Raw genomic sequence first — 16,245 nt, 5'->3', positions numbered from 1 at the left:
CAAAGCTGGTTTGTCTTAGGCTTGGCCCTAGCTTCCTTCAACAGCGAAAAACGGATCGAGGATCACCATGACCGACGACCTGGTAGACACGCAGCACGATTGGTATTCCAACGACACCGCGACCTTCGGGGACCGGCTGGCCGACGCGCGCCAGGCCGCGAGCCTTTCGCAGAACGAATTGGCCCATCGCATCGGCGTGCGCATCGGCACGCTCGAGAAGTGGGAAAACGACATGTCCGAGCCGCGCGCCAACCAGCTTCAGACCATCTCGGGGCTGCTGAACGTCAGCCTGCGCTGGCTGATGACGGGCGAGGGCGACGGCCTCGCCGCGCCGTCCGAGCCGTCACCACTCTCCGACGACATGACCCAGCTTCTCAACGAGATGCGCCAGCTCCAGCGCGCGATGGTACAGCAGGCCGACACGCTGGGCCGGCTGCAAAAGCGCCTGCGCCGGATGCAAGAGACCGCCCAATGACCGAGGCGAACGATCGCGAAACCATGCTGCGCCGCCTGCGGATCCGCTCCTGGCGGCGCGGAATCAAGGAGATGGACCTTATCCTGGGCGCCTATGCCGACCACCGGCTGGCCGAACTGGATGACGAGACGGTGGCGCTCTACCAGCAGATGCTGCTGGAAAACGATCAGGACCTTTACCAGTGGGTCAGCGGGCAGGCCCCCGCGCCGCCCCTCTACGCCGACCTGACCGCCGACATCGCGGCCCACATGGCCGAGCATGTGCGCGGCGGCGTGGCCTGAGCACCGGAATAAACCATTACTTAGCGAATTCATCGCATCTTCGCCCGGCGATGCAGAATGGCGAGGTGCGAGATGAATTCGCTGCAAAGGGTGGAGACCGCCGAGAAACGGGGTTTCATCAAGGAATACCTGGATACGCTGTCCCTGGTCGAGCGGTTGCACAGGCTGCTTCTCGACGTTCTCAAGGATGAATTCGAACGCGTCGGCGTGCTGGAGGTGAACCCGGTCCAGGCGTTGCTTCTGTTCAACGTGGGCGACAACGAGGTGACGGCGGGCGAGCTCAAGACCCGCGGCTACTACCAGGGCTCGAACGTCTCCTACAACCTGAAGAAGCTGGTCGAGATGGGCTACATGCACCACCAGCGCTGCGAGATCGACCGCCGCGCGGTTCGCGTGCGGCTGACGCCGAAAGGCCGGCAGGTGCACGAGGCGGTGGGCCGTCTTTTCGCCCGCCACGCCGAGGGGCTGCAATCGCGCAACGTGCTCAGCTACGACCAGGTCGACCTCATCAACGGTACGCTGCGCCGGGTCGAACGCTACTGGACCGACCAGATCCGCTATATCTACTGAAGCGCGCCCAGCAGCATCGACCGCAATTCGCGGATCAGCTTGCGCTCCATCGCGTCGGCGTAGCCTTCGAACCCGTCCGCGCGTTCGACGAAGGCGCCGGGCCCGCTGATGACCTCGGCGCGGAAATAGGACTCTAGCTGGGAAGCGGCCTTCGCGTCCGGCGCAACCACCAACCCGTTCACGGTCACGCCCGCCAACGCCGGCGCCCGCCGCGCATCGCGCGGGCGGGGGCCGGTGTTGGATGGCCCGTCGCCCGAGACGTCCAGCGTCAGCGTCGCGCAGTCGGGGCGCCCGGCCAGCAGGGCGGCGCCGGCTTCCATGGCCGAGCCCAAGGCGGTCGAGGGGCCGAAATCGGGACGGGTGCCGCCCCGCAACCGCGCGGTCACCCGGTCCAGCGCCGCGCCGTCGGTCAGCGCGGCCCAGGGCTGGATCACGTGGCTTTGCCCGGGATCCGCCCACTCGAAAACCGCGATCCAGACGACCTCGCCGGGGGTCGAGAACAGCGCGTTGCGCACCGCCGGGCGCGACAGGGCGTCGGCCAGCCCGTCGCGCTGCAACCGGTACTCGGTCGCGTCCACCGACCCCGAGATGTCGAGACCCAGCGCCAGGGCCTGGCGGCACCCGGCCTCGGCGGTCGTCATCGAAAGTAGCCCCAGCAGGGCGGCAAGCGCGGCCCGGATCATTCGGCGACCCCGATCACGCGCGCGCCCAGTTCGCGCACCAGCTTGCGGCGCATGGCGCGCTCGAAATCCGCGAAGCCGCGCGCCACCTCGATGAAGGCCCCGGGGCCGTGCCGGACCTCGCGCTCGAAGAAGGTGACGACGGCCTGGTCGTGGCCGGTCACCACCAGCCCGTTCACCGTCACCTCGTCATAGGGGAAGTTCTGGTAGGCCAGCGCGGGGCCGAACCCGTCGTTGTTGATGCCGTCGCCCGACAGGTCCAGCGTGCGGAACAGGCATGGCGGCGCCCGGCGCAACAGGTCCGACGCATAGCCCAGCGCGTATCCCATCGCCGTCGGGAAATCGGCGTAGGAGCGTTTCGACGCGGCGATGGTGGCGCTGATCCGCTCCATGTCGGCGGCGCTTTCGACCAGCGTCCAGTCCAGAAGAAGGTCCTGCTGCCAGCGGCCCGACCATTCGAACACCGCGATGGCCACCGGCTGGCCGGGCAGGGCGGTGGCGGCCTGCACCACCTGAGGGGCGATCAGGGCGCGGGCGAGGCCCTGCCGCTGCAGCGCGTCCTCCTCGGCATCCACCGAGGACGAGATGTCGAGGCCCAGCACCAGCGCCAGCCGGCACTGGGCCTCGGCCGCGGCGGCCCACAGGGTCAGGGCCGCCGCGGCGCCAAGGCTTACCAGTGCCCGGTGTTTTCCATGCTGGCCCAAGGTTCCTGCGGCTCCTTCGCGTCGCCCTTCTGCAAAAGCTCGACCGAGATGTTGTCGGGCGAGCGCACGAAGGCCATGTGCCCGTCACGCGGCGGGCGGTTGATCGTCACCCCCGCATCCTGCAGCTTGGCGCACATGTCGTAAATATCGTCGACGCGATACGCCAGGTGGCCGAAATGGCGGCTGTCGTCGGGCAGGGCGTCGTCGCCGTCCCAGTTATAGGTCAGCTCCACGTCGGCGGTGCCGTCGTCCTGATCGGGCGGGCACATGAACACCAGCGTGAAACGGCCGGCTTCGACCTCCTTGCGCATCCGTTCCTTCAGGCCCAGCAGCTTGAAGAACGCCATGGTCTTGTCCAGATCCTTGGCGCGCACCATCGTGTGAAGATACTCGATTGCCATCGGTAAGTCCTTTCTGCGATTGTCTTTCGATTGCGCCGAAAGCTAGGCCGGGCGCCCCGTGCGTAAAGCGTCAGAACCGCGACCGCACCCCCAGCGACACGCCGAATTCGCGCCGGTCATACAGGTCGACCGTGGACGAATTCTTCAATGCCTCGATCGTCACGTCCGGCACGAACCCCATGTAGTCCAAGGCTGGGAAGGCCATGGTCGCGCGCGCGGCCAGCCGCGTGTCGTCGCGCCCGTTCAGCGCGAAGGGTATGCTGTCGTGATGCCGGTCCGCCGCCGACAGGCTGAACGACACCTGCGCGCCCATGACCGGCTCGGGCAGGGCGGCGCCCAGCGTGATCTCGGTCTCGCGGAAATCCAGCGCGCCCGAGGCCGAGTCGCGGTCGCTGTGGCTGATCGCGGCGCTCAGCTGAAGGCCGCTGTCGGTGACCCGTCCGACCCCGGCGCCCAGCCGCCAGCCGGTCACGTCGGCGCGTCCGTTCAGCCCGTTCTCGCGGTCGGCCGACAGGCTCAGCTGTCCCTTGGTCTTCGGCGTCAGGGCATAGCCCACGGCGGCGCTGGCCCGCACGCTCTGGGCCAGGGTGTCGCCGCCGTACCAGGTGCGCTGGGTCGCGAGGCCGAAGCGCAGGTCGCCGCGCCCGTCGTCGATCTTGCGCTTGTGGGTCAGGCCCAGCGTCGCGGCCGAATAGGCGAAGTCCGACCCCGAGGCCGTGGGCGCCATGCGCTTGGCCTCGTCCGACAGGATGTAGCTGCGCTGGAGCAGGCCCATGTCCAGCGTCGTCTTCTCGGTCGCCGTCTCGTGCAGGCGGCGCGACGCGCTGACGCCCAGCGCCAGTTCGACCCCCGACAGCGCCCGGGCCGTGGGGCTCAGCTGCGCGTCGGGCAGGTACAGATCGCCAATGGGCGTGCCGCTCAGGTACAGGTCCGCGGTCTCGTTGCTGGTGCCGCCGTTCACGTTCGACGATGGCGCCAGGGTGAAGGACAGCTGCGTGGCCCACGGGTTGCGCGCGCGGACATAGCGGTAATCGCGGATGGCCCGCGCCTCGGCCCGGTCGTCGGGCGCCACCTCGACCGCGCGGCGCAGCCAGAACTGCGATCGCGTGCGCGCGCCCTTCGACGCCTGCGCCTGCGCCACGGCCAGCGCGGCGGCATAGCGGTCCTCGTCCCGCCGGCCCAGCGACCAGGCGCGCATTCCCGCGTCGCGCGCGGCGTCGTAGTCGCCCAGGTCGCGCTCGGCCCGCGACAGCGCCAGAAGCGCCTGTACGTCGTCGCGGTCGCGCGCCAGCAGGGCCTCGGCCATGGCCTTGGCGGCCAGGGGCTGCCCCGCCGCCGCCGCGCGGCCCGCGGCCACCCGCATCTGGTCGGGGTTCAGCGCGGCGGGGTCGGCCGCGACCGGCCCGGCCAGGGCCAGTGCCGCCAGCAGGGCCAGCGCCACGCGCCGAAGGGACTGGGGCCGCCGCGCCCCGCGCATCATTGACGGTAGACGATGAAGCCGCCGGTCTCCTGGAAGGTCGCGTCGCTGCGCGCGTCCGCTCCTTCCATCACCAGCACGCCCACGATCTCGGACGCGTTCTGGCCGGACATGATGGCATAGTACTGGCCATCGCCCGCCTCGAACGACGTGCCGTCGGTCTCGGAGTAGCGCGCGAAGATCTCCTGCACGATCTCGCCATTCGCGTCGGCGACGTTCGGGTTCACCCGGCTGCCGATATTGGCCAGCACCTCGTTGCCGCTGCCGTCGTTGGCGCGGGGCCGGATCAAATCGGCGTTGTCGGCCTCGAGCGCGTCCAGGTAGGCCGACGTGATGTCGTTGCCGTTGACGTCGTAAAGCCGCCGGTTGCGCACCCGCAGCAGCACGCCCGCCTGGCTGTCGTTGAAATCCTTGAAGTCGATCAGCATCGACGCGTCGCCGGTCACGTATTCCAGCCCGCCGCGCCCGTCGAAGATGCGCACGCCCGCATAGTCGCCGGCGTATTCGGCGTCGCCCTCGGTCGGCAGGTCCAGCGTCACCGGGTTGCCGGCCGCGTCCTCGGCGTTGCGCTGGTAGACGAAGCCGCCGAAGCCGTAATTCAGGTAGCCGCCGGTGCGCACGATGGCGAACTCGGTCTGGCCGGTGCGCGACACGCCGTAGATTCCGCGGTAGGGGAAGGTGTCGATCACGTTGCCGGTGACCGGGTCGGTGGTGGTCACGTCCGACTCGTACACCGCGAACGGCCCGAGCGAGCTGACCGCCGTGCCGCGGGCGTAGGTGTTGTCGCCGTCGAAGGCCAGGTTGTCGACGGTGAACGTGTCCGTGGCCCGGTCGTATTCGATCCCCTCGGCGAAACCGCCGCCGCCGGCCGAGTCGTTGGCCTCGTAGCGGACGATGGCGTTGTCGGGGCTGGGCGACGACGTGCCGGGGGGCAGGCCGCGATCGGACTGGATCGGCGTGCCGTCATCGCCGCCGGTGCCGCCATCGGTGCCGCCGTCGGTCTCTTCCTCGGGCGCATTGAACGGGTTGGGACCGCCGCAGGCGGCAAGGGACAACACCGCGGCCAGCGCGATGGAAAGGGGAATCCGGAACATGGCTCTACCTGCCTTGGAGGTCTGCTCGTTGTTTTTCCGGCAACGTGCCTCCGGTCCGCGTGCCCGGTCAAGCGCACCCGGGGGGCGCGGCCAAATCGCCACTCGCCTGTGGGGAAATTGCCCCAATTGTCGTGGATAACCCGCATATGGTTGTTTTGCGGATGCCGCCCCCACGATATGGTAGCTCTCGACTCACGAAGCCCGGAAGGACACCGCCCCATGCCCCTGTCGCCCGACCAGCAGGCCGAAATCGACGCCCAGCGCGCCCAGTCCCAGCCCACGCTGCGGGCCACCTCCAAGGGGATCGAGGCGCAGCTCTACCGCGCGCACCCGGTGCTCGACCACGGCTTCGTGCGGGTCATCGACTACATGGGCGACGACGCCGCCATCACCCAGGCCGCGCGCGTCAGCTATGGCCGCGGGACCAAGTCGGTGCAGAACGACGAGGGGCTGATCCGCTATCTCATGCGGCACTGGCACTCGACCCCGTTCGAGATGTGCGAGCTCAAGCTGCACGTGAAGCTGCCGGTCTTCGTCGCGCGGCAGTGGATCCGCCACCGCACCGCCAACGTGAACGAGTATTCCGCCCGCTACTCGGTGCTCGACCGCGAGTTCTACATCCCCGCGCCCGAGCACCTGGCCGCCCAGTCCAGCATCAACAACCAGGGCCGCGGTGCCACGCTCGAGGGGGACGAGGCCGCCCGCGTGCTGGAAACCCTCAAGGCCGATTCCGACCGCGCCTACGACCATTACGAGCAGATGATGGGGCAGGAGGGGCAGCAGGGCCTCGCGCGCGAGCTTGCCCGCATGAACCTGCCCGCCAATGTCTACACCCAGTGGTACTGGAAGGTGGACCTGCACAACCTTTTCCACTTCCTGCGCCTGCGCGCCGATCCCCACGCGCAATACGAGATCCGCGTCTACGCCGAGACCATCTGCGACCTGGTCCGCGACTGGGTCCCGCTCGCCTATGCCGCCTTCGAGGAATACCGCCTGGGCGCCGCGCAGCTCTCGGCCACCGGCGTGCAGGTGGTCCGCCGGATGCTGGCCGGCGAAGAGGTCACGCAGGAGACCAGCGGGCTGACGAAGCGGGAATGGGCGGAGTTGATGGGGGTGATTGGGTGATGAGTTTCTCTGAACGCTTCGGCTATGCAGAGCCAAAGGTAGACTTATCACCTAAGGATTTGCCTAACAGCTTGCTGAATGGGCTTTGGGATGTTCTGAGGCTGAACCTTTTCAGTCAAATAGCCGATTACGATTTTATGGGACAAATTCAGGGATTCGCTCCAAAATTTAAGGATCGCTGCGTTAGGATCTGGTTCGACTTTTACCGTGAGAGTATCGACGAAATACCACCATTTCCCGATCAGGCCCGAGACAAAATTAGAGGGAGATTTATGGATCGACCCTTTCCTTACTGTTACGACTTTTTAGAGTTTGCAGTCTCTCTCTCGCCAGAAAGGTGGCGCGGTGATCTTGAGCGTGATTTAAACGCCGTCTTAGAGAGGGAGAGAGCCGCTTTTCGATTTATTGACGGACTTTTGATCCAGATAACTGACGATTCTGTTTTGAGGGAAATAGAAGCGGCACTAACCCAGAGTGGTTCTGAGGGTGTTCGAGAGCACCTCAGGCGCGCGGCCCAACTATTCAGCCAAAGGCCGGAACCAGACTATCGAAATTCAGTCAAGGAGTCTGTCTCTTCTGTTGAGGCTGCGGTGCAGTACTTACTCGAAGAGAAGTCTTCTGGAGTTAGTAAGCCGCTACGACAGGTTGTTGAGGTCTTGGATATACATCGTGCACTAGCAGATGGATTTGAGAAGCTGTATGCATATACTTCTGATGATGCTGGTATTCGACATGGGATGCTCGAGAAGAAGGAAATATATCAGGAGGATGCGCGGTATATGCTGGCGTCCTGCGCCGCTTTCTCAAACTACTTAGTCGCAAAGAAGGTAAAAAAAATGGCTCAGTGATGGGCCCGAATTTAATTCCAGTATGTGACACTTTCCGCCCGGCGGCACGCCGGGCAGCGCCCGACCCGCCCCCCAGGGCGGGCGCTTCACGCCCCCCCTCGGGCCGGGCGCTGCCTTCTCCGAGACGCACGACCGTAGACGTCCGACCATCCGCCGGGCTCACGCTGCGCCACTGGCACGACGGTCCGGTCGAACCCCAGGGCGGGCGCTGCCCTCTCGGCGATGAACGGCCGTCGGTCCCCCTGACGTCCGTCCCCTGCGGATTGCTCGCGCAATCCGCGTTCGGCCCTTGGGGCTTTCCACTGGAAAGCCCCATCGCGGCCGGGGCCGCGACCGGGCCTTACCCCACTGTTTCCAAACCGGGAAATTGACCGAGCGTCATCTCGCGGCTAGCCTTCCTTTCACAGGCGCGCGGGATCGGCCCGGGGGCCACCGACGAGGGGTCAATATGAAACGTATCGCAATCGCCCTGGCGCTGGGCTGTCTCGCCGCGCCGGCCATGGCCGAACAGCAGGTCTATCCGTTCAAGACGCACGAGAACTTCTGCCCCAACGGGCTCCAGCCCGTCTACGCGGGCGGCGAGATCTGCTGCGGCAAGCCCACCACCCACATGACCTATGCCCAGGTGATGCAGCACCCGGCCCCCCGGCGCCACGCGCCCCGCCGGGTCGAGTACATCCCGGCCGAGAAGGGCATCCCAACGCACAAGGGTCTCGACTGATCACGTCCGACGCGCGGTGTACGCACCGTGCCACTTGTCCGACGCCGTCGGCACACGCCGTGACGGCGGGTGTACGCCGTTGGCCGGTCGGTGCACGCGGCGGGTACGCTGGCCCGACGGATGCGGCACACGTGCTGCACGGGCCGTGCACGAAAAAGCCCGCGCCGGGTGGGCGGCGCGGGCCAGATCCTCGGGAATGTCCTGAGCGTCAGAGCGCTTGAAGTTCGCCCGCCGATTCGCGGCCGTCACGGCCCGCGATCAGCTCATAGCTCACCTTCTGGTTGTCGGCCAAGCCGGTCATCCCGGCGCGTTCCACCGCCGAGATATGGACGAAGACGTCCTTGCCGCCGGCATCCGGCGCGATGAAGCCGAAGCCCTTGGTAGTATTGAACCATTTTACGGTGCCAGTGGGCATGCCGTTTTCTCCCTGTCGTCGTGGTCCCGCCCGCGGTATTGCGGCGGGGGTGGTGCAGCCAGAAAGTCCCAGTAGTGGCCGCTCCGAGGGAAGGCTCGCCGGTCGTTCAGTGCTAATCACGCAAAAAGGCTGATAAATTCTGCCTTCGATTGCAAGAAAAACTACGGTGTCAATTTCCCAAACGGTGACAAAGATGCATGTCTACGCGCTCAAATCCTGCGATACCTGCCGCAAGGCCCTGAAATCCCTCAAGGACGCGGGCCATGACCCGCAGGTGACCGACATCCGCGCCGACGGGATTCCCGCCGATCTGCTGGACCGGCTGGTGGCGCGCTTCGGCGACGCCATCGTCAACCGCCGCTCGACCACCTGGCGCGGTCTGGACGACGCCGAGCGCGGCGGCGACCCCGCCACGCTCATCGCCGCGCATCCGACGTTGATGAAGCGTCCCGTCATCGACCACGACGGAACGCTCTACCTGGGCTGGACCCCCGAAACCCGCGCCGCCCTCACCTGAGATCCGGCGGCGTGGCCTCGGCCACCAGCTCGTCCACCAACGCGTCGAGCGTCAGGCTGCGCGTCTGCTTTTCGCCCAGCCGGCGCAGCGACACGGTGCGCTCCTCGACCTCGCGCCCGCCGATCGCGAGGATCACCGGCACCTTGCCGACCGAGTGCTCGCGCACCTTGTAGTTGATCTTCTCGTTGCGGGTGTCGGCCTCGGCCCGGATGCCGTTCTTCCGCAGAAGCTCGGTGATTTCCGAGACATACGCGTCCGCGTCCGACACGATCGACGCCACCACCACCTGCCGCGGCGCCAGCCACAGCGGCAGTCGCCCGGCATGTTCCTCGATCAGGATGCCGATGAACCGCTCGAACGATCCCAGCGCGGCGCGGTGCAGCATGAACGGGCGATGCTTCTCGCCGTCCTGCCCCACATAGGTCGCGTCCAGACGCTCGGGCAGGTTGGGGTCGACCTGGAACGTGCCGCACTGCCAGACCCGCCCGATAGCGTCGGTCAGGTAGAAGTCGAGCTTCGGTCCGTAAAACGCACCGTCCCCCGCCTCGAGCGTGTAGGTGCGCCCGGTCTTGCGGATCGCCTCCTCCAGCGCGTTCTCGACGTAATCCCACGACTCCTCGGACCCCACGCGTTTCTCGGGACGGGTGGCGAACTTGATCTCGAAGGTGGGAAAGCCAAGCTCGGCGTAGACGTCCGCCAGGAACTCGATGAAGCGGGCGCATTCCTCCTCGATCTGCTCCTCGGCGCAGAAGATGTGGGCGTCGTCCTGGGTGAAGCCCCGGACGCGCATGATCCCGTGCAGCGCGCCCGACGGCTCGAACCGCGCGCAGGACCCGAACTCGGCCAGCCGCAGCGGCAGGTCGCGGTAGGATTTCAGCCCCTGATTGTAGACCTGGACGTGGCAGGGGCAGTTCATGGGCTTCAGCGCGTTGATGCGGGTGTGCGCCTTGCTTTTGGCCGAGGCGTCGTCCTCCTCGCCGTCGCGGGACTCGTCCACCTCGACCAGGAACATGTGGTGCTGGTACTTGTCCCAGTGGCCCGAGGCTTCCCACAGCTTGCGGTCGACCACCTGCGGGGTGTTGATCTCGCGGTAGCCGCCGGCGCGCTGCTTGCGGCGCATGTAGTCCTGCAGCGCGGTGTAGATCGTCCAGCCATTGGGGTGCCAGAAGACCTGCCCGGGGGCCTCTTCCTGCATGTGGAACAGGTCCATCTCGCGGCCCAGTTTGCGGTGGTCCCGCTTGGCGGCCTCCTCGAGCATGGTGAGGTGCGCGTTCAGGTCCTTCTTGTTCTTGAAGGCCACGCCGGTGATCCGCTGCAGCTGCGGCCGGGTCACGTCGCCGAACCAGTAGGCGCCGGATACGCCCATCAGCTTGAACGCATCGCCGGGCACCTGTCCCGTATGCGCCAGATGCGGGCCGCGGCAGAGATCCTGCCAGTCGCCGTGCCAGTACATGCGAATGGGCGCGTCCTCGGGGATGCGTTCGATCAGCTCGACCTTGAACGGCTCACCGGTCTCTTCGTAATGGGCGATGGCGCGGGCGCGGTCCCAGATCTCGGTGCGCACGGGCTCGCGCGCGTTGATGATCTTGCGCATCCGGTCCTCGATCTGGCCCAGGTCCTCGGGGGTAAAGGGCTCGGCCCGGTCGAAGTCGTAGAACCAGCCGTGGTCGGTCACGGGGCCGATGGTCACCTTCACGTCCGGCCAGATCTCCTGCACCGCGCGGGCCATGATGTGGGCCAGGTCGTGGCGGATCAGTTCCAGCGCCGGGGCGTCGTCCTGCAGCGTGTGGATGGCGATGGCGCCGTCACGCTCGATCGGCCATTGCAGGTCCCAGTGTTCGCCGTCGAGGCTGGCGGAAATGGCCTTCTTGCCCAGCGACGTGCTGATCGACGCGGCCACGTCGGCCGCGGTCACGCCGGCGTCGAACGCGCGCGCATTGCCATCGGGAAAGGTGAGAGAGATCTGGGCCATGTCGGGCCTCCTCGTCGGTTTGGCGCCCACGGAACGCCCGGTTGCAAGTTATGTGGCCCCCGAGTGCCGGGGACCGGCGCCCAAGTCAAGGCAAAGGGCGCGGCGCCCGTCGAAAGCGCCGCGCCCTGTCCTCTCGTGTGCCGTGAACGCCGGCCGAGTGGGGTTTCGAAGGCCGTGTCCGCCTGACGCCGGGCACGGTCCCTGATCGATCGAAGCGGTCCCCGTCTCAGCCTGCCTGCGCGAAACGCACGCTTTCGCCGGTCTCGAGCCAGGTCTTCAGCCCCGACAGCAGGCGCGACCAGCCTTCGTTCACGCCCTCCGAGCCGGGCGGCAGGTCATAGTGCTCGACGGTCAGCTTCATGCCGCCGGGGCTGTCTTCGAGCAGCATGACGGTGCGCGAGGACGGGGCGTCCGGCATCCAGGCGGGCTCGAACGTGGCTTCGATGCGGGACTTGGGCGTCAGGGCGATCACCTCCTCGCGCAGCATCGGGCCGCCGTCGGGGCGGGTCATCGCCACGGCGTCGCCGGGTTTCGCCAAGTCGCCTTCGACGGATTTCGCGGCAAAGTGGTAGCCCGCCCGGATCTCGGCGCGGGTCAACGCCTCCCACAGGGCATCGCGGGTGCAGCGGATGAAGGTATGCAGCACCAGGTCGGGCTTGGGTTGCGTCAGCATGGCAGTATCCTTTTCCAAATGTGTTTTCAGGTCGATAAGGCCGCGCGCGGTGGGCCCTGCCAGCATCGGTTCGATCCAGCGGTCGACCAGTTCCTGCAGGGGCACGGCATTGAGATAGTGGTACTTGAAACGCCCGCGCTTGACGGTGGTGATCAGGTGCGCGTCCTCCAGAAGCCCAAGGTGCTTGGCGACCCCGAAGCGGGTCATGTCGATGGTTTCGACAAGCTCGGTCAGGGTCTGTCCATCGCGCCGGCGCAGCGCGTCCAGAAGCGCGCGGCGGGAGGGGTCGTTGAGGGCTTTGAAGATCGCGTCCATGGATCACAATAGGTGCGCATTTAGTCACGTGTCAATATGGTAACGTGTCTCGCGCCCGCGGGGTGCTAGATGCGATCAGGTCAGACGGAGGGCGGGATGAGCGACACGACGAGTTACGAGGAAACGCTGTTCGAGGCATTGACCGACGACACCGAAGACCCCGGCGGGTTGAGCGAGGCGGCGCAGGCCGACGAGCCCGGCAATTTCCTGCGCCATGCCACGTCGCTGTCGATGACCAAGCTGGCCGACGGGCTGCTGTCGCCCAAGCTGGTGCTGAGCTGGCTGCTGAACACGCTGGGCGCGTCGTCCTTCCTTGTCGGGCTGCTGGTCCCGATCCGCGAGGCGGGCGCGCTGCTGCCGCAGCTGTTCACGGCGCCGCGCATTCACGCGATGGCTCGGCGCAAATGGGCCTGGGCGGGCGGATCGGCGGTGCAGGGCGCCGCATGTGCGGGGATCGTGCTGGCAGGCCTGACGCTTGACGGCAACGCGGCGGGCATCGTGATCTGCCTGCTTCTGGCGGTGCTGGCGCTGGCGCGGTCCGTCTGCTCGGTCAGCTACAAGGACATTCTCGGCAAGACCGTGGGCACGTCGCGGCGCGGCTCGGCCACGGGTCTGGCGGCCAGCGTGGCGAGCGTCGGCGTCATCGTCTTCGCGCTGATCCTCGTACTGGACCTCGGGCCGCGGTTCGCGCTGGTCATCGGCGCGCTGAGCCTCGCGGCCGCGCTGTGGCTGATCGCGGGGGCGCTGTTCTCGACCCTGCGGGAGCAGCCGACCCCGCAAGAGCCCGAGGGTACGTCGCTGGGGCAGATGTCGCTTCTGACCGAGGACCGGCAGCTTCTTCTGTTCATCATCGTGCGGGGCTTGCTGACCGCCACGGCGCTGGCGCCGCCCTACCTGATCCTTTTGGGGGCCGAGGCGGGGCAGGGCGGCTTCGACCAGCTGGGCGCGCTAGTGTTGGCGTCGTCGGTGGCGTCGTTCCTGTCGTCCTATGTCTGGGGCCGGATGTCGGACAGGTCGTCGCGCAACGTGCTGCGCCTGTCGGGCGTGGTCGCCGCGCTGGCGTTGGGGGCCGCGCTGCTTCTCGAGATGTCGGGTCTGGCCGGCCAATGGTGGGCCATGCCCGCGGTTCTGTTCGTCCTGATGATCGCCTATCACGGCGTGCGGCAGGGGCGGTCGACCTACCTGGTCGACATGGCGCCCGGCGACAAGCGGGCCAGCTACACCGCCGTCAGCAACACCGTCATCGGCGTCGTGCTGCTGGGATCGGGGCTCTTCGGCGCGCTGGCCTCGATCTGGGGCGCGGGCACGACCCTGGCGCTGTTCGCGGTGATGTCGCTTGCGGCCGTGGGGGTGGCGGGGCAGCTCGACGAGGTCGAATAATCCCTTTTCTTTCAGAATGATCCGGCTAGGCTGCGCGCCATGACCGATTTCCTGGAAACGCCGCAGGGCCGCCGCATCGCCTATCACCTGACCGCCGGCAAAGGGCCGGTCGTCGTATTCCTGGGCGGGTTCAAATCCGACATGGGCGGCACCAAGGCCGTGCATCTCGAGGCGTGGGCCAAGTCGCGCGGCCGCGCCTTCCTGCGGCTGGACTACTCGGGCCACGGGCAATCCTCGGGCGAATTCGAGGAAGGCGCCATCGGCGACTGGGCCGAGGATGCCGAGGCCGCGGTGTCGGCGCTGACCGAGGGGCCCGTCCTGCTGGTCGGGTCGTCCATGGGCGGCTGGATCTCGCTTCTTCTGGCGCAGCGCATCGCGCGGGTCGCGGGCTTCGTCGGCATCGCGGCCGCGCCGGACTTCACCGAGGACAGCATGGCCGCCGGCTTCTCGCCGCAGCAGCACGACGAGATGGAACGCTGGGGCAGGGTCGTCCTGCCGTCGGACTATGGCGCGCCCTATGTCATCACCCGCCGCCTGATCGAGGACGGCCGCAACCACTTGGTCCTGCGCGAACCGTTGCGCGATATCGGACCGGTGCGCCTGTTGCAGGGCACGGCGGACGAGGATGTGGACCGGACCGTGGCGTTGCGTCTGCTCGATCACCTGACGGGTGACGTGCGGCTAACGCTGGTGCGCGGGGCCGATCACCGGTTTTCCGATCCCGACTGCCTTGCCTTGATCGAAGCCGCCATCGACGAGGTCTTGGAGCGTATGGCGTGACCTGGCTGATCCGGCTGACGGTCGCGGCGCTGCTGCTGTTCGGCGGCGCCTGGGCGCTTTACCCGCCCGAGGGGCTGGGCACCGCGCCGGATTTCGACGCGTCCGCCATCGGCGACGATCCGGCGGAATACCTGGCAGTGCAGGAAGCGCGGTTCGACGACATCGTGCCGGGGACTGAGAAACGGATCGTGTGGGCCGGCGCGCCGGGCGAGGACACCGACTGGGTGGTGATCTACCTGCACGGCTTTTCGGCCAGTTCCGAGGAAATCCGCCCGGTCCCCGACCGCGTGGCCGAGGCGCTGGGCGCCAACCTCGTCTTCACGCGGCTGACCGGCCACGGCCGGGACGGCCCCGCCATGGCGCAGCCCGTGGCCGCCGACTGGGTCCGCGACCTGGACGAGGCGCTGGCGGTGGCCGATCGGATCGGCGACCGTGTGCTGGCGGTCTCGACCTCCACCGGCGGAACGCTGGCGGCCTACGGTGCGGCCACGGGCCGCGGGATCGACGCGCAGATCATGATCTCCCCCAATTTCGGGATCCAGAACTCCGCTGCTTTCCTGCTGCGCTGGCCGGCGGCCGAACACCTCGTGCCGCTGCTCGCCGGCGAGACCCGCAGCTTCGAGCCCGAGAACGACGCCCACGCGCGCTACTGGACCACGCGCTATCCCACGGTGTCCACGCTGCCCATGGCGGCGTTGGTGGCGGCGGCCAACGACGCCGACCTCGGCCAGGCGACCGCCCCGGCGCTGGTCCTTCTGTCCGAGAATGACGAGGTCGTGCGCCCCGCCGCGACCCGCGATGCGATGGGGCGCTGGGGTGGGCCGGTGACGATCGAGACGGTGGACGTGCCGCCGGGCAACGCGCCGTCGCACCACGTTCTTGCCGGCGATATCCTGTCGCCCGGTCTGACCGATCCGATGACCGCGCGCATGGTCGACTGGGTCCGCGCGTTGCCGTGAAAGCACGGCGGCGCCCGACGCGCGGTCGCCACTTGCGGTTGATCGGGCGGAGGTCCTAACCTCCAAGTCCGACAATGCAAAAATGGGCCGCGCGACCACCTGTCGCCGGGCCCGAAACAGGAAACGACCCATGCAGACACCATTGGTTCTGCTGCCGGGTTTCATGACCGACCTGCGGATCTGGGGACCGCAAATCGAGGCGCTGGCCAGCGACACCACGCTGGTGCTGCCGCCACTCGGCCCGTTCGACCGGGTCGAGGACATGGCAACCCATCTTCTGACCCAACTGCCGCCGCGCTTCGCGCTTGCGGGCCATTCGCTGGGCGGTCACGTGGCGATGGAGATCCTGCGACGCGCGCCGGACCGTGTCGCGCGTATCGCCTTTGTCGCAGCGGGCTGCCTGCCCGAGCCGCCCCACCAGGCGGCCGAGCGCGAGTTGCGGCTGGTGCGCGCCAAGGCCGGGCAATTGGCCGCGGTCATGGCCGAGGACGTGCCGGCGGCGACGCTGGCCGATGGCCCCCTGCGCGCGCCCTTGGCCGACTTCCTCGCGGACGGCGCCGAGGCGCTGGGCGTTGCCACCTACGAACGGCAGGTGCGCGCGCTGCAACGGCGCCCCGACCAGCAGAAGACCCTGCGGCAGGCGCACCTGCCCGCGCTGATCCTCGGCGGGTCCGAGGACCGCCTGATGCCGCGCCAACGCTGCGATTTCGTCGCCGGGCTGATGCCGCGCGGCGTCGCGCGTACCATCGCCGGGGCGGGACATCTGCCCATGCTGGAACGCCCCGATGACGTCATCGGGGCGCTGCGGGAGTGGATGGGGTGGTCGGAGGTGGCCGTGATGCTGAGATAGGCGCGGCC

Annotated in this window: 19 protein-coding genes; 11 read left to right on the top strand and 8 right to left on the bottom strand. The window is 67.5% G+C overall.

The window, feature by feature from the left end; translation table 11 throughout:
• The first annotated feature begins 67 nt into the window (after positions 1 to 67).
• From BUB76_RS08165 to BUB76_RS08155, 3 genes are all read left to right on the top strand, one after another.
• Complete coding sequence (locus BUB76_RS08165) at positions 68 to 475, top strand: helix-turn-helix domain-containing protein (protein WP_073128271.1); 408 nt, start codon at positions 68 to 70, stop codon at positions 473 to 475.
• Entirely contained in the window at positions 472 to 756 is a 285-nt protein-coding gene (locus tag BUB76_RS08160; protein ID WP_073128270.1) for an FAD assembly factor SdhE, read from the top strand. The genes BUB76_RS08165 and BUB76_RS08160 overlap by 4 nt, the downstream gene beginning before the upstream one ends.
• A 72-nt stretch (positions 757 to 828) precedes the next feature.
• Positions 829 to 1,326 carry a MarR family winged helix-turn-helix transcriptional regulator gene (locus tag BUB76_RS08155; RefSeq protein ID WP_073128269.1) on the top strand — a complete coding sequence of 166 codons (498 nt, stop codon included), beginning with the start codon at positions 829 to 831 and terminating at the stop codon, positions 1,324 to 1,326.
• Here the strand turns inward: BUB76_RS08155 and BUB76_RS08150 are convergent.
• The 5 genes from BUB76_RS08150 to BUB76_RS08130 form a co-directional block, all read right to left on the bottom strand.
• Positions 1,320 to 2,009, bottom strand: coding sequence for a DUF1194 domain-containing protein (locus BUB76_RS08150; RefSeq protein WP_073128268.1), 690 nt, complete (start codon positions 2,007 to 2,009; stop codon positions 1,320 to 1,322). The two genes, BUB76_RS08155 and BUB76_RS08150, sit on opposite strands and share 7 nt — an antisense overlap.
• On the bottom strand, positions 2,006 to 2,710 hold the full coding sequence (locus BUB76_RS08145; protein WP_175550283.1) for a DUF1194 domain-containing protein: 705 nt from the start codon (positions 2,708 to 2,710) through the stop codon (positions 2,006 to 2,008). Before BUB76_RS08145 ends, BUB76_RS08150 begins: the two co-directional genes overlap by 4 nt.
• Entirely contained in the window at positions 2,677 to 3,111 is a 435-nt protein-coding gene (locus BUB76_RS08140; RefSeq protein WP_073128267.1) for a VOC family protein, read from the bottom strand. The genes BUB76_RS08145 and BUB76_RS08140 overlap by 34 nt, the downstream gene beginning before the upstream one ends.
• A gap of 70 nt (positions 3,112 to 3,181) precedes the next feature.
• On the bottom strand, positions 3,182 to 4,591 hold the full coding sequence (locus tag BUB76_RS08135; RefSeq protein WP_073128266.1) for a surface lipoprotein assembly modifier: 1,410 nt from the start codon (positions 4,589 to 4,591) through the stop codon (positions 3,182 to 3,184).
• Positions 4,588 to 5,682, bottom strand: a complete 1,095-nt coding sequence (locus tag BUB76_RS08130) for a hypothetical protein (protein ID WP_073128265.1) — start codon at positions 5,680 to 5,682, stop codon at positions 4,588 to 4,590. The genes BUB76_RS08135 and BUB76_RS08130 overlap by 4 nt, the downstream gene beginning before the upstream one ends.
• Before the next feature lie 219 nt (positions 5,683 to 5,901).
• Here BUB76_RS08130 and thyX point away from each other — a divergent pair, with 219 nt between their 5' ends.
• The 3 genes from thyX to BUB76_RS08120 all read left to right on the top strand — a co-directional run bounded on the left by thyX (position 5,902) and on the right by BUB76_RS08120 (position 8,376).
• On the top strand, positions 5,902 to 6,807 hold the full coding sequence (gene thyX / locus BUB76_RS08125) for an FAD-dependent thymidylate synthase (protein ID WP_073128264.1): 906 nt from the start codon (positions 5,902 to 5,904) through the stop codon (positions 6,805 to 6,807).
• On the top strand, positions 6,807 to 7,655 hold the full coding sequence (locus tag BUB76_RS17920; RefSeq protein ID WP_175550282.1) for an AbiJ-NTD4 domain-containing protein: 849 nt from the start codon (positions 6,807 to 6,809) through the stop codon (positions 7,653 to 7,655). The genes thyX and BUB76_RS17920 overlap by 1 nt, the downstream gene beginning before the upstream one ends.
• Positions 7,656 to 8,103: 448 nt before the next feature.
• A complete protein-coding gene (locus tag BUB76_RS08120; protein ID WP_073128263.1) occupies positions 8,104 to 8,376 on the top strand; it encodes a hypothetical protein in 273 nt (90 codons plus the stop codon).
• 208 nt (positions 8,377 to 8,584) lie between these two features.
• On the opposite strand, the gene BUB76_RS08115 is transcribed toward BUB76_RS08120, so the two are convergent.
• Positions 8,585 to 8,791 carry a cold-shock protein gene (locus tag BUB76_RS08115; RefSeq protein ID WP_073128262.1) on the bottom strand — a complete coding sequence of 69 codons (207 nt, stop codon included), beginning with the start codon at positions 8,789 to 8,791 and terminating at the stop codon, positions 8,585 to 8,587.
• 193 nt (positions 8,792 to 8,984) lie between these two features.
• Between BUB76_RS08115 and BUB76_RS08110 the strand changes: the two genes are divergently transcribed.
• A complete protein-coding gene (locus BUB76_RS08110; RefSeq protein WP_073128261.1) occupies positions 8,985 to 9,308 on the top strand; it encodes an arsenate reductase family protein in 324 nt (107 codons plus the stop codon).
• Here the strand turns inward: BUB76_RS08110 and thrS are convergent.
• Both thrS and BUB76_RS08100 read right to left on the bottom strand, forming a co-directional pair.
• Positions 9,301 to 11,280: a threonine--tRNA ligase gene (gene thrS / locus BUB76_RS08105; RefSeq protein WP_073128260.1), complete on the bottom strand. Its 1,980-nt coding sequence runs from the start codon at positions 11,278 to 11,280 to the stop codon at positions 9,301 to 9,303. The two genes, BUB76_RS08110 and thrS, sit on opposite strands and share 8 nt — an antisense overlap.
• A gap of 226 nt (positions 11,281 to 11,506) precedes the next feature.
• Positions 11,507 to 12,268 (bottom strand): ArsR/SmtB family transcription factor, encoded by a 762-nt coding sequence (locus BUB76_RS08100; protein WP_073128259.1) that lies wholly within the window; start codon positions 12,266 to 12,268, stop codon positions 11,507 to 11,509.
• Between the two features lie 96 nt (positions 12,269 to 12,364).
• Here BUB76_RS08100 and BUB76_RS08095 point away from each other — a divergent pair, with 96 nt between their 5' ends.
• The 4 genes from BUB76_RS08095 (at position 12,365) to BUB76_RS08080 (ending at position 16,237) form a co-directional block, all read left to right on the top strand.
• The gene (locus BUB76_RS08095; protein ID WP_073128258.1) at positions 12,365 to 13,648 is read left to right on the top strand and encodes an MFS transporter; all 1,284 of its coding nucleotides are present in this window, start codon (positions 12,365 to 12,367) and stop codon (positions 13,646 to 13,648) included.
• Between the two features lie 39 nt (positions 13,649 to 13,687).
• Positions 13,688 to 14,428, top strand: coding sequence for an alpha/beta hydrolase (locus BUB76_RS08090; protein WP_073128257.1), 741 nt, complete (start codon positions 13,688 to 13,690; stop codon positions 14,426 to 14,428).
• Positions 14,425 to 15,387 (top strand): alpha/beta hydrolase, encoded by a 963-nt coding sequence (locus BUB76_RS08085; RefSeq protein WP_073128256.1) that lies wholly within the window; start codon positions 14,425 to 14,427, stop codon positions 15,385 to 15,387. Before BUB76_RS08090 ends, BUB76_RS08085 begins: the two co-directional genes overlap by 4 nt.
• A gap of 130 nt (positions 15,388 to 15,517) precedes the next feature.
• Positions 15,518 to 16,237 (top strand): alpha/beta fold hydrolase, encoded by a 720-nt coding sequence (locus tag BUB76_RS08080; RefSeq protein WP_073128255.1) that lies wholly within the window; start codon positions 15,518 to 15,520, stop codon positions 16,235 to 16,237.
• Positions 16,238 to 16,245 lie beyond the last annotated feature (8 nt).

This window comes from Palleronia salina (assembly GCF_900141995.1).
Taxonomy (GTDB): domain Bacteria; phylum Pseudomonadota; class Alphaproteobacteria; order Rhodobacterales; family Rhodobacteraceae; genus Palleronia; species Palleronia salina.
The sequence above is the reverse complement of the archived record's forward strand: the minus strand, read 5'-3'. Positions and strand labels throughout refer to the sequence as shown.

What these genes read in the sequence shown, in the direction of transcription:
- BUB76_RS08155 (WP_073128269.1), top strand. Translation starts at nt 829, where the DNA reads ATGAATTCGCTGCAAAGGGTGGAGACCGCCGAGAAACGGGGTTTCATC.
- BUB76_RS08095 (WP_073128258.1), top strand. Translation starts at nt 12,365, where the DNA reads ATGAGCGACACGACGAGTTACGAGGAAACGCTGTTCGAGGCATTGACC.
- BUB76_RS08130 (WP_073128265.1), bottom strand. Translation starts at nt 5,682, where the DNA reads ATGTTCCGGATTCCCCTTTCCATCGCGCTGGCCGCGGTGTTGTCCCTT.
- BUB76_RS08080 (WP_073128255.1), top strand. Translation starts at nt 15,518, where the DNA reads ATGCAGACACCATTGGTTCTGCTGCCGGGTTTCATGACCGACCTGCGG.
- BUB76_RS17920 (WP_175550282.1), top strand. Translation starts at nt 6,807, where the DNA reads ATGAGTTTCTCTGAACGCTTCGGCTATGCAGAGCCAAAGGTAGACTTA.
- BUB76_RS08160 (WP_073128270.1), top strand. Translation starts at nt 472, where the DNA reads ATGACCGAGGCGAACGATCGCGAAACCATGCTGCGCCGCCTGCGGATC.
- thyX (WP_073128264.1), top strand. Translation starts at nt 5,902, where the DNA reads ATGCCCCTGTCGCCCGACCAGCAGGCCGAAATCGACGCCCAGCGCGCC.
- BUB76_RS08115 (WP_073128262.1), bottom strand. Translation starts at nt 8,791, where the DNA reads ATGCCCACTGGCACCGTAAAATGGTTCAATACTACCAAGGGCTTCGGC.
- BUB76_RS08110 (WP_073128261.1), top strand. Translation starts at nt 8,985, where the DNA reads ATGCATGTCTACGCGCTCAAATCCTGCGATACCTGCCGCAAGGCCCTG.
- BUB76_RS08090 (WP_073128257.1), top strand. Translation starts at nt 13,688, where the DNA reads ATGACCGATTTCCTGGAAACGCCGCAGGGCCGCCGCATCGCCTATCAC.
- thrS (WP_073128260.1), bottom strand. Translation starts at nt 11,280, where the DNA reads ATGGCCCAGATCTCTCTCACCTTTCCCGATGGCAATGCGCGCGCGTTC.
- BUB76_RS08140 (WP_073128267.1), bottom strand. Translation starts at nt 3,111, where the DNA reads ATGGCAATCGAGTATCTTCACACGATGGTGCGCGCCAAGGATCTGGAC.
- BUB76_RS08120 (WP_073128263.1), top strand. Translation starts at nt 8,104, where the DNA reads ATGAAACGTATCGCAATCGCCCTGGCGCTGGGCTGTCTCGCCGCGCCG.
- BUB76_RS08150 (WP_073128268.1), bottom strand. Translation starts at nt 2,009, where the DNA reads ATGATCCGGGCCGCGCTTGCCGCCCTGCTGGGGCTACTTTCGATGACG.
- BUB76_RS08100 (WP_073128259.1), bottom strand. Translation starts at nt 12,268, where the DNA reads ATGGACGCGATCTTCAAAGCCCTCAACGACCCCTCCCGCCGCGCGCTT.
- BUB76_RS08135 (WP_073128266.1), bottom strand. Translation starts at nt 4,591, where the DNA reads ATGATGCGCGGGGCGCGGCGGCCCCAGTCCCTTCGGCGCGTGGCGCTG.
- BUB76_RS08165 (WP_073128271.1), top strand. Translation starts at nt 68, where the DNA reads ATGACCGACGACCTGGTAGACACGCAGCACGATTGGTATTCCAACGAC.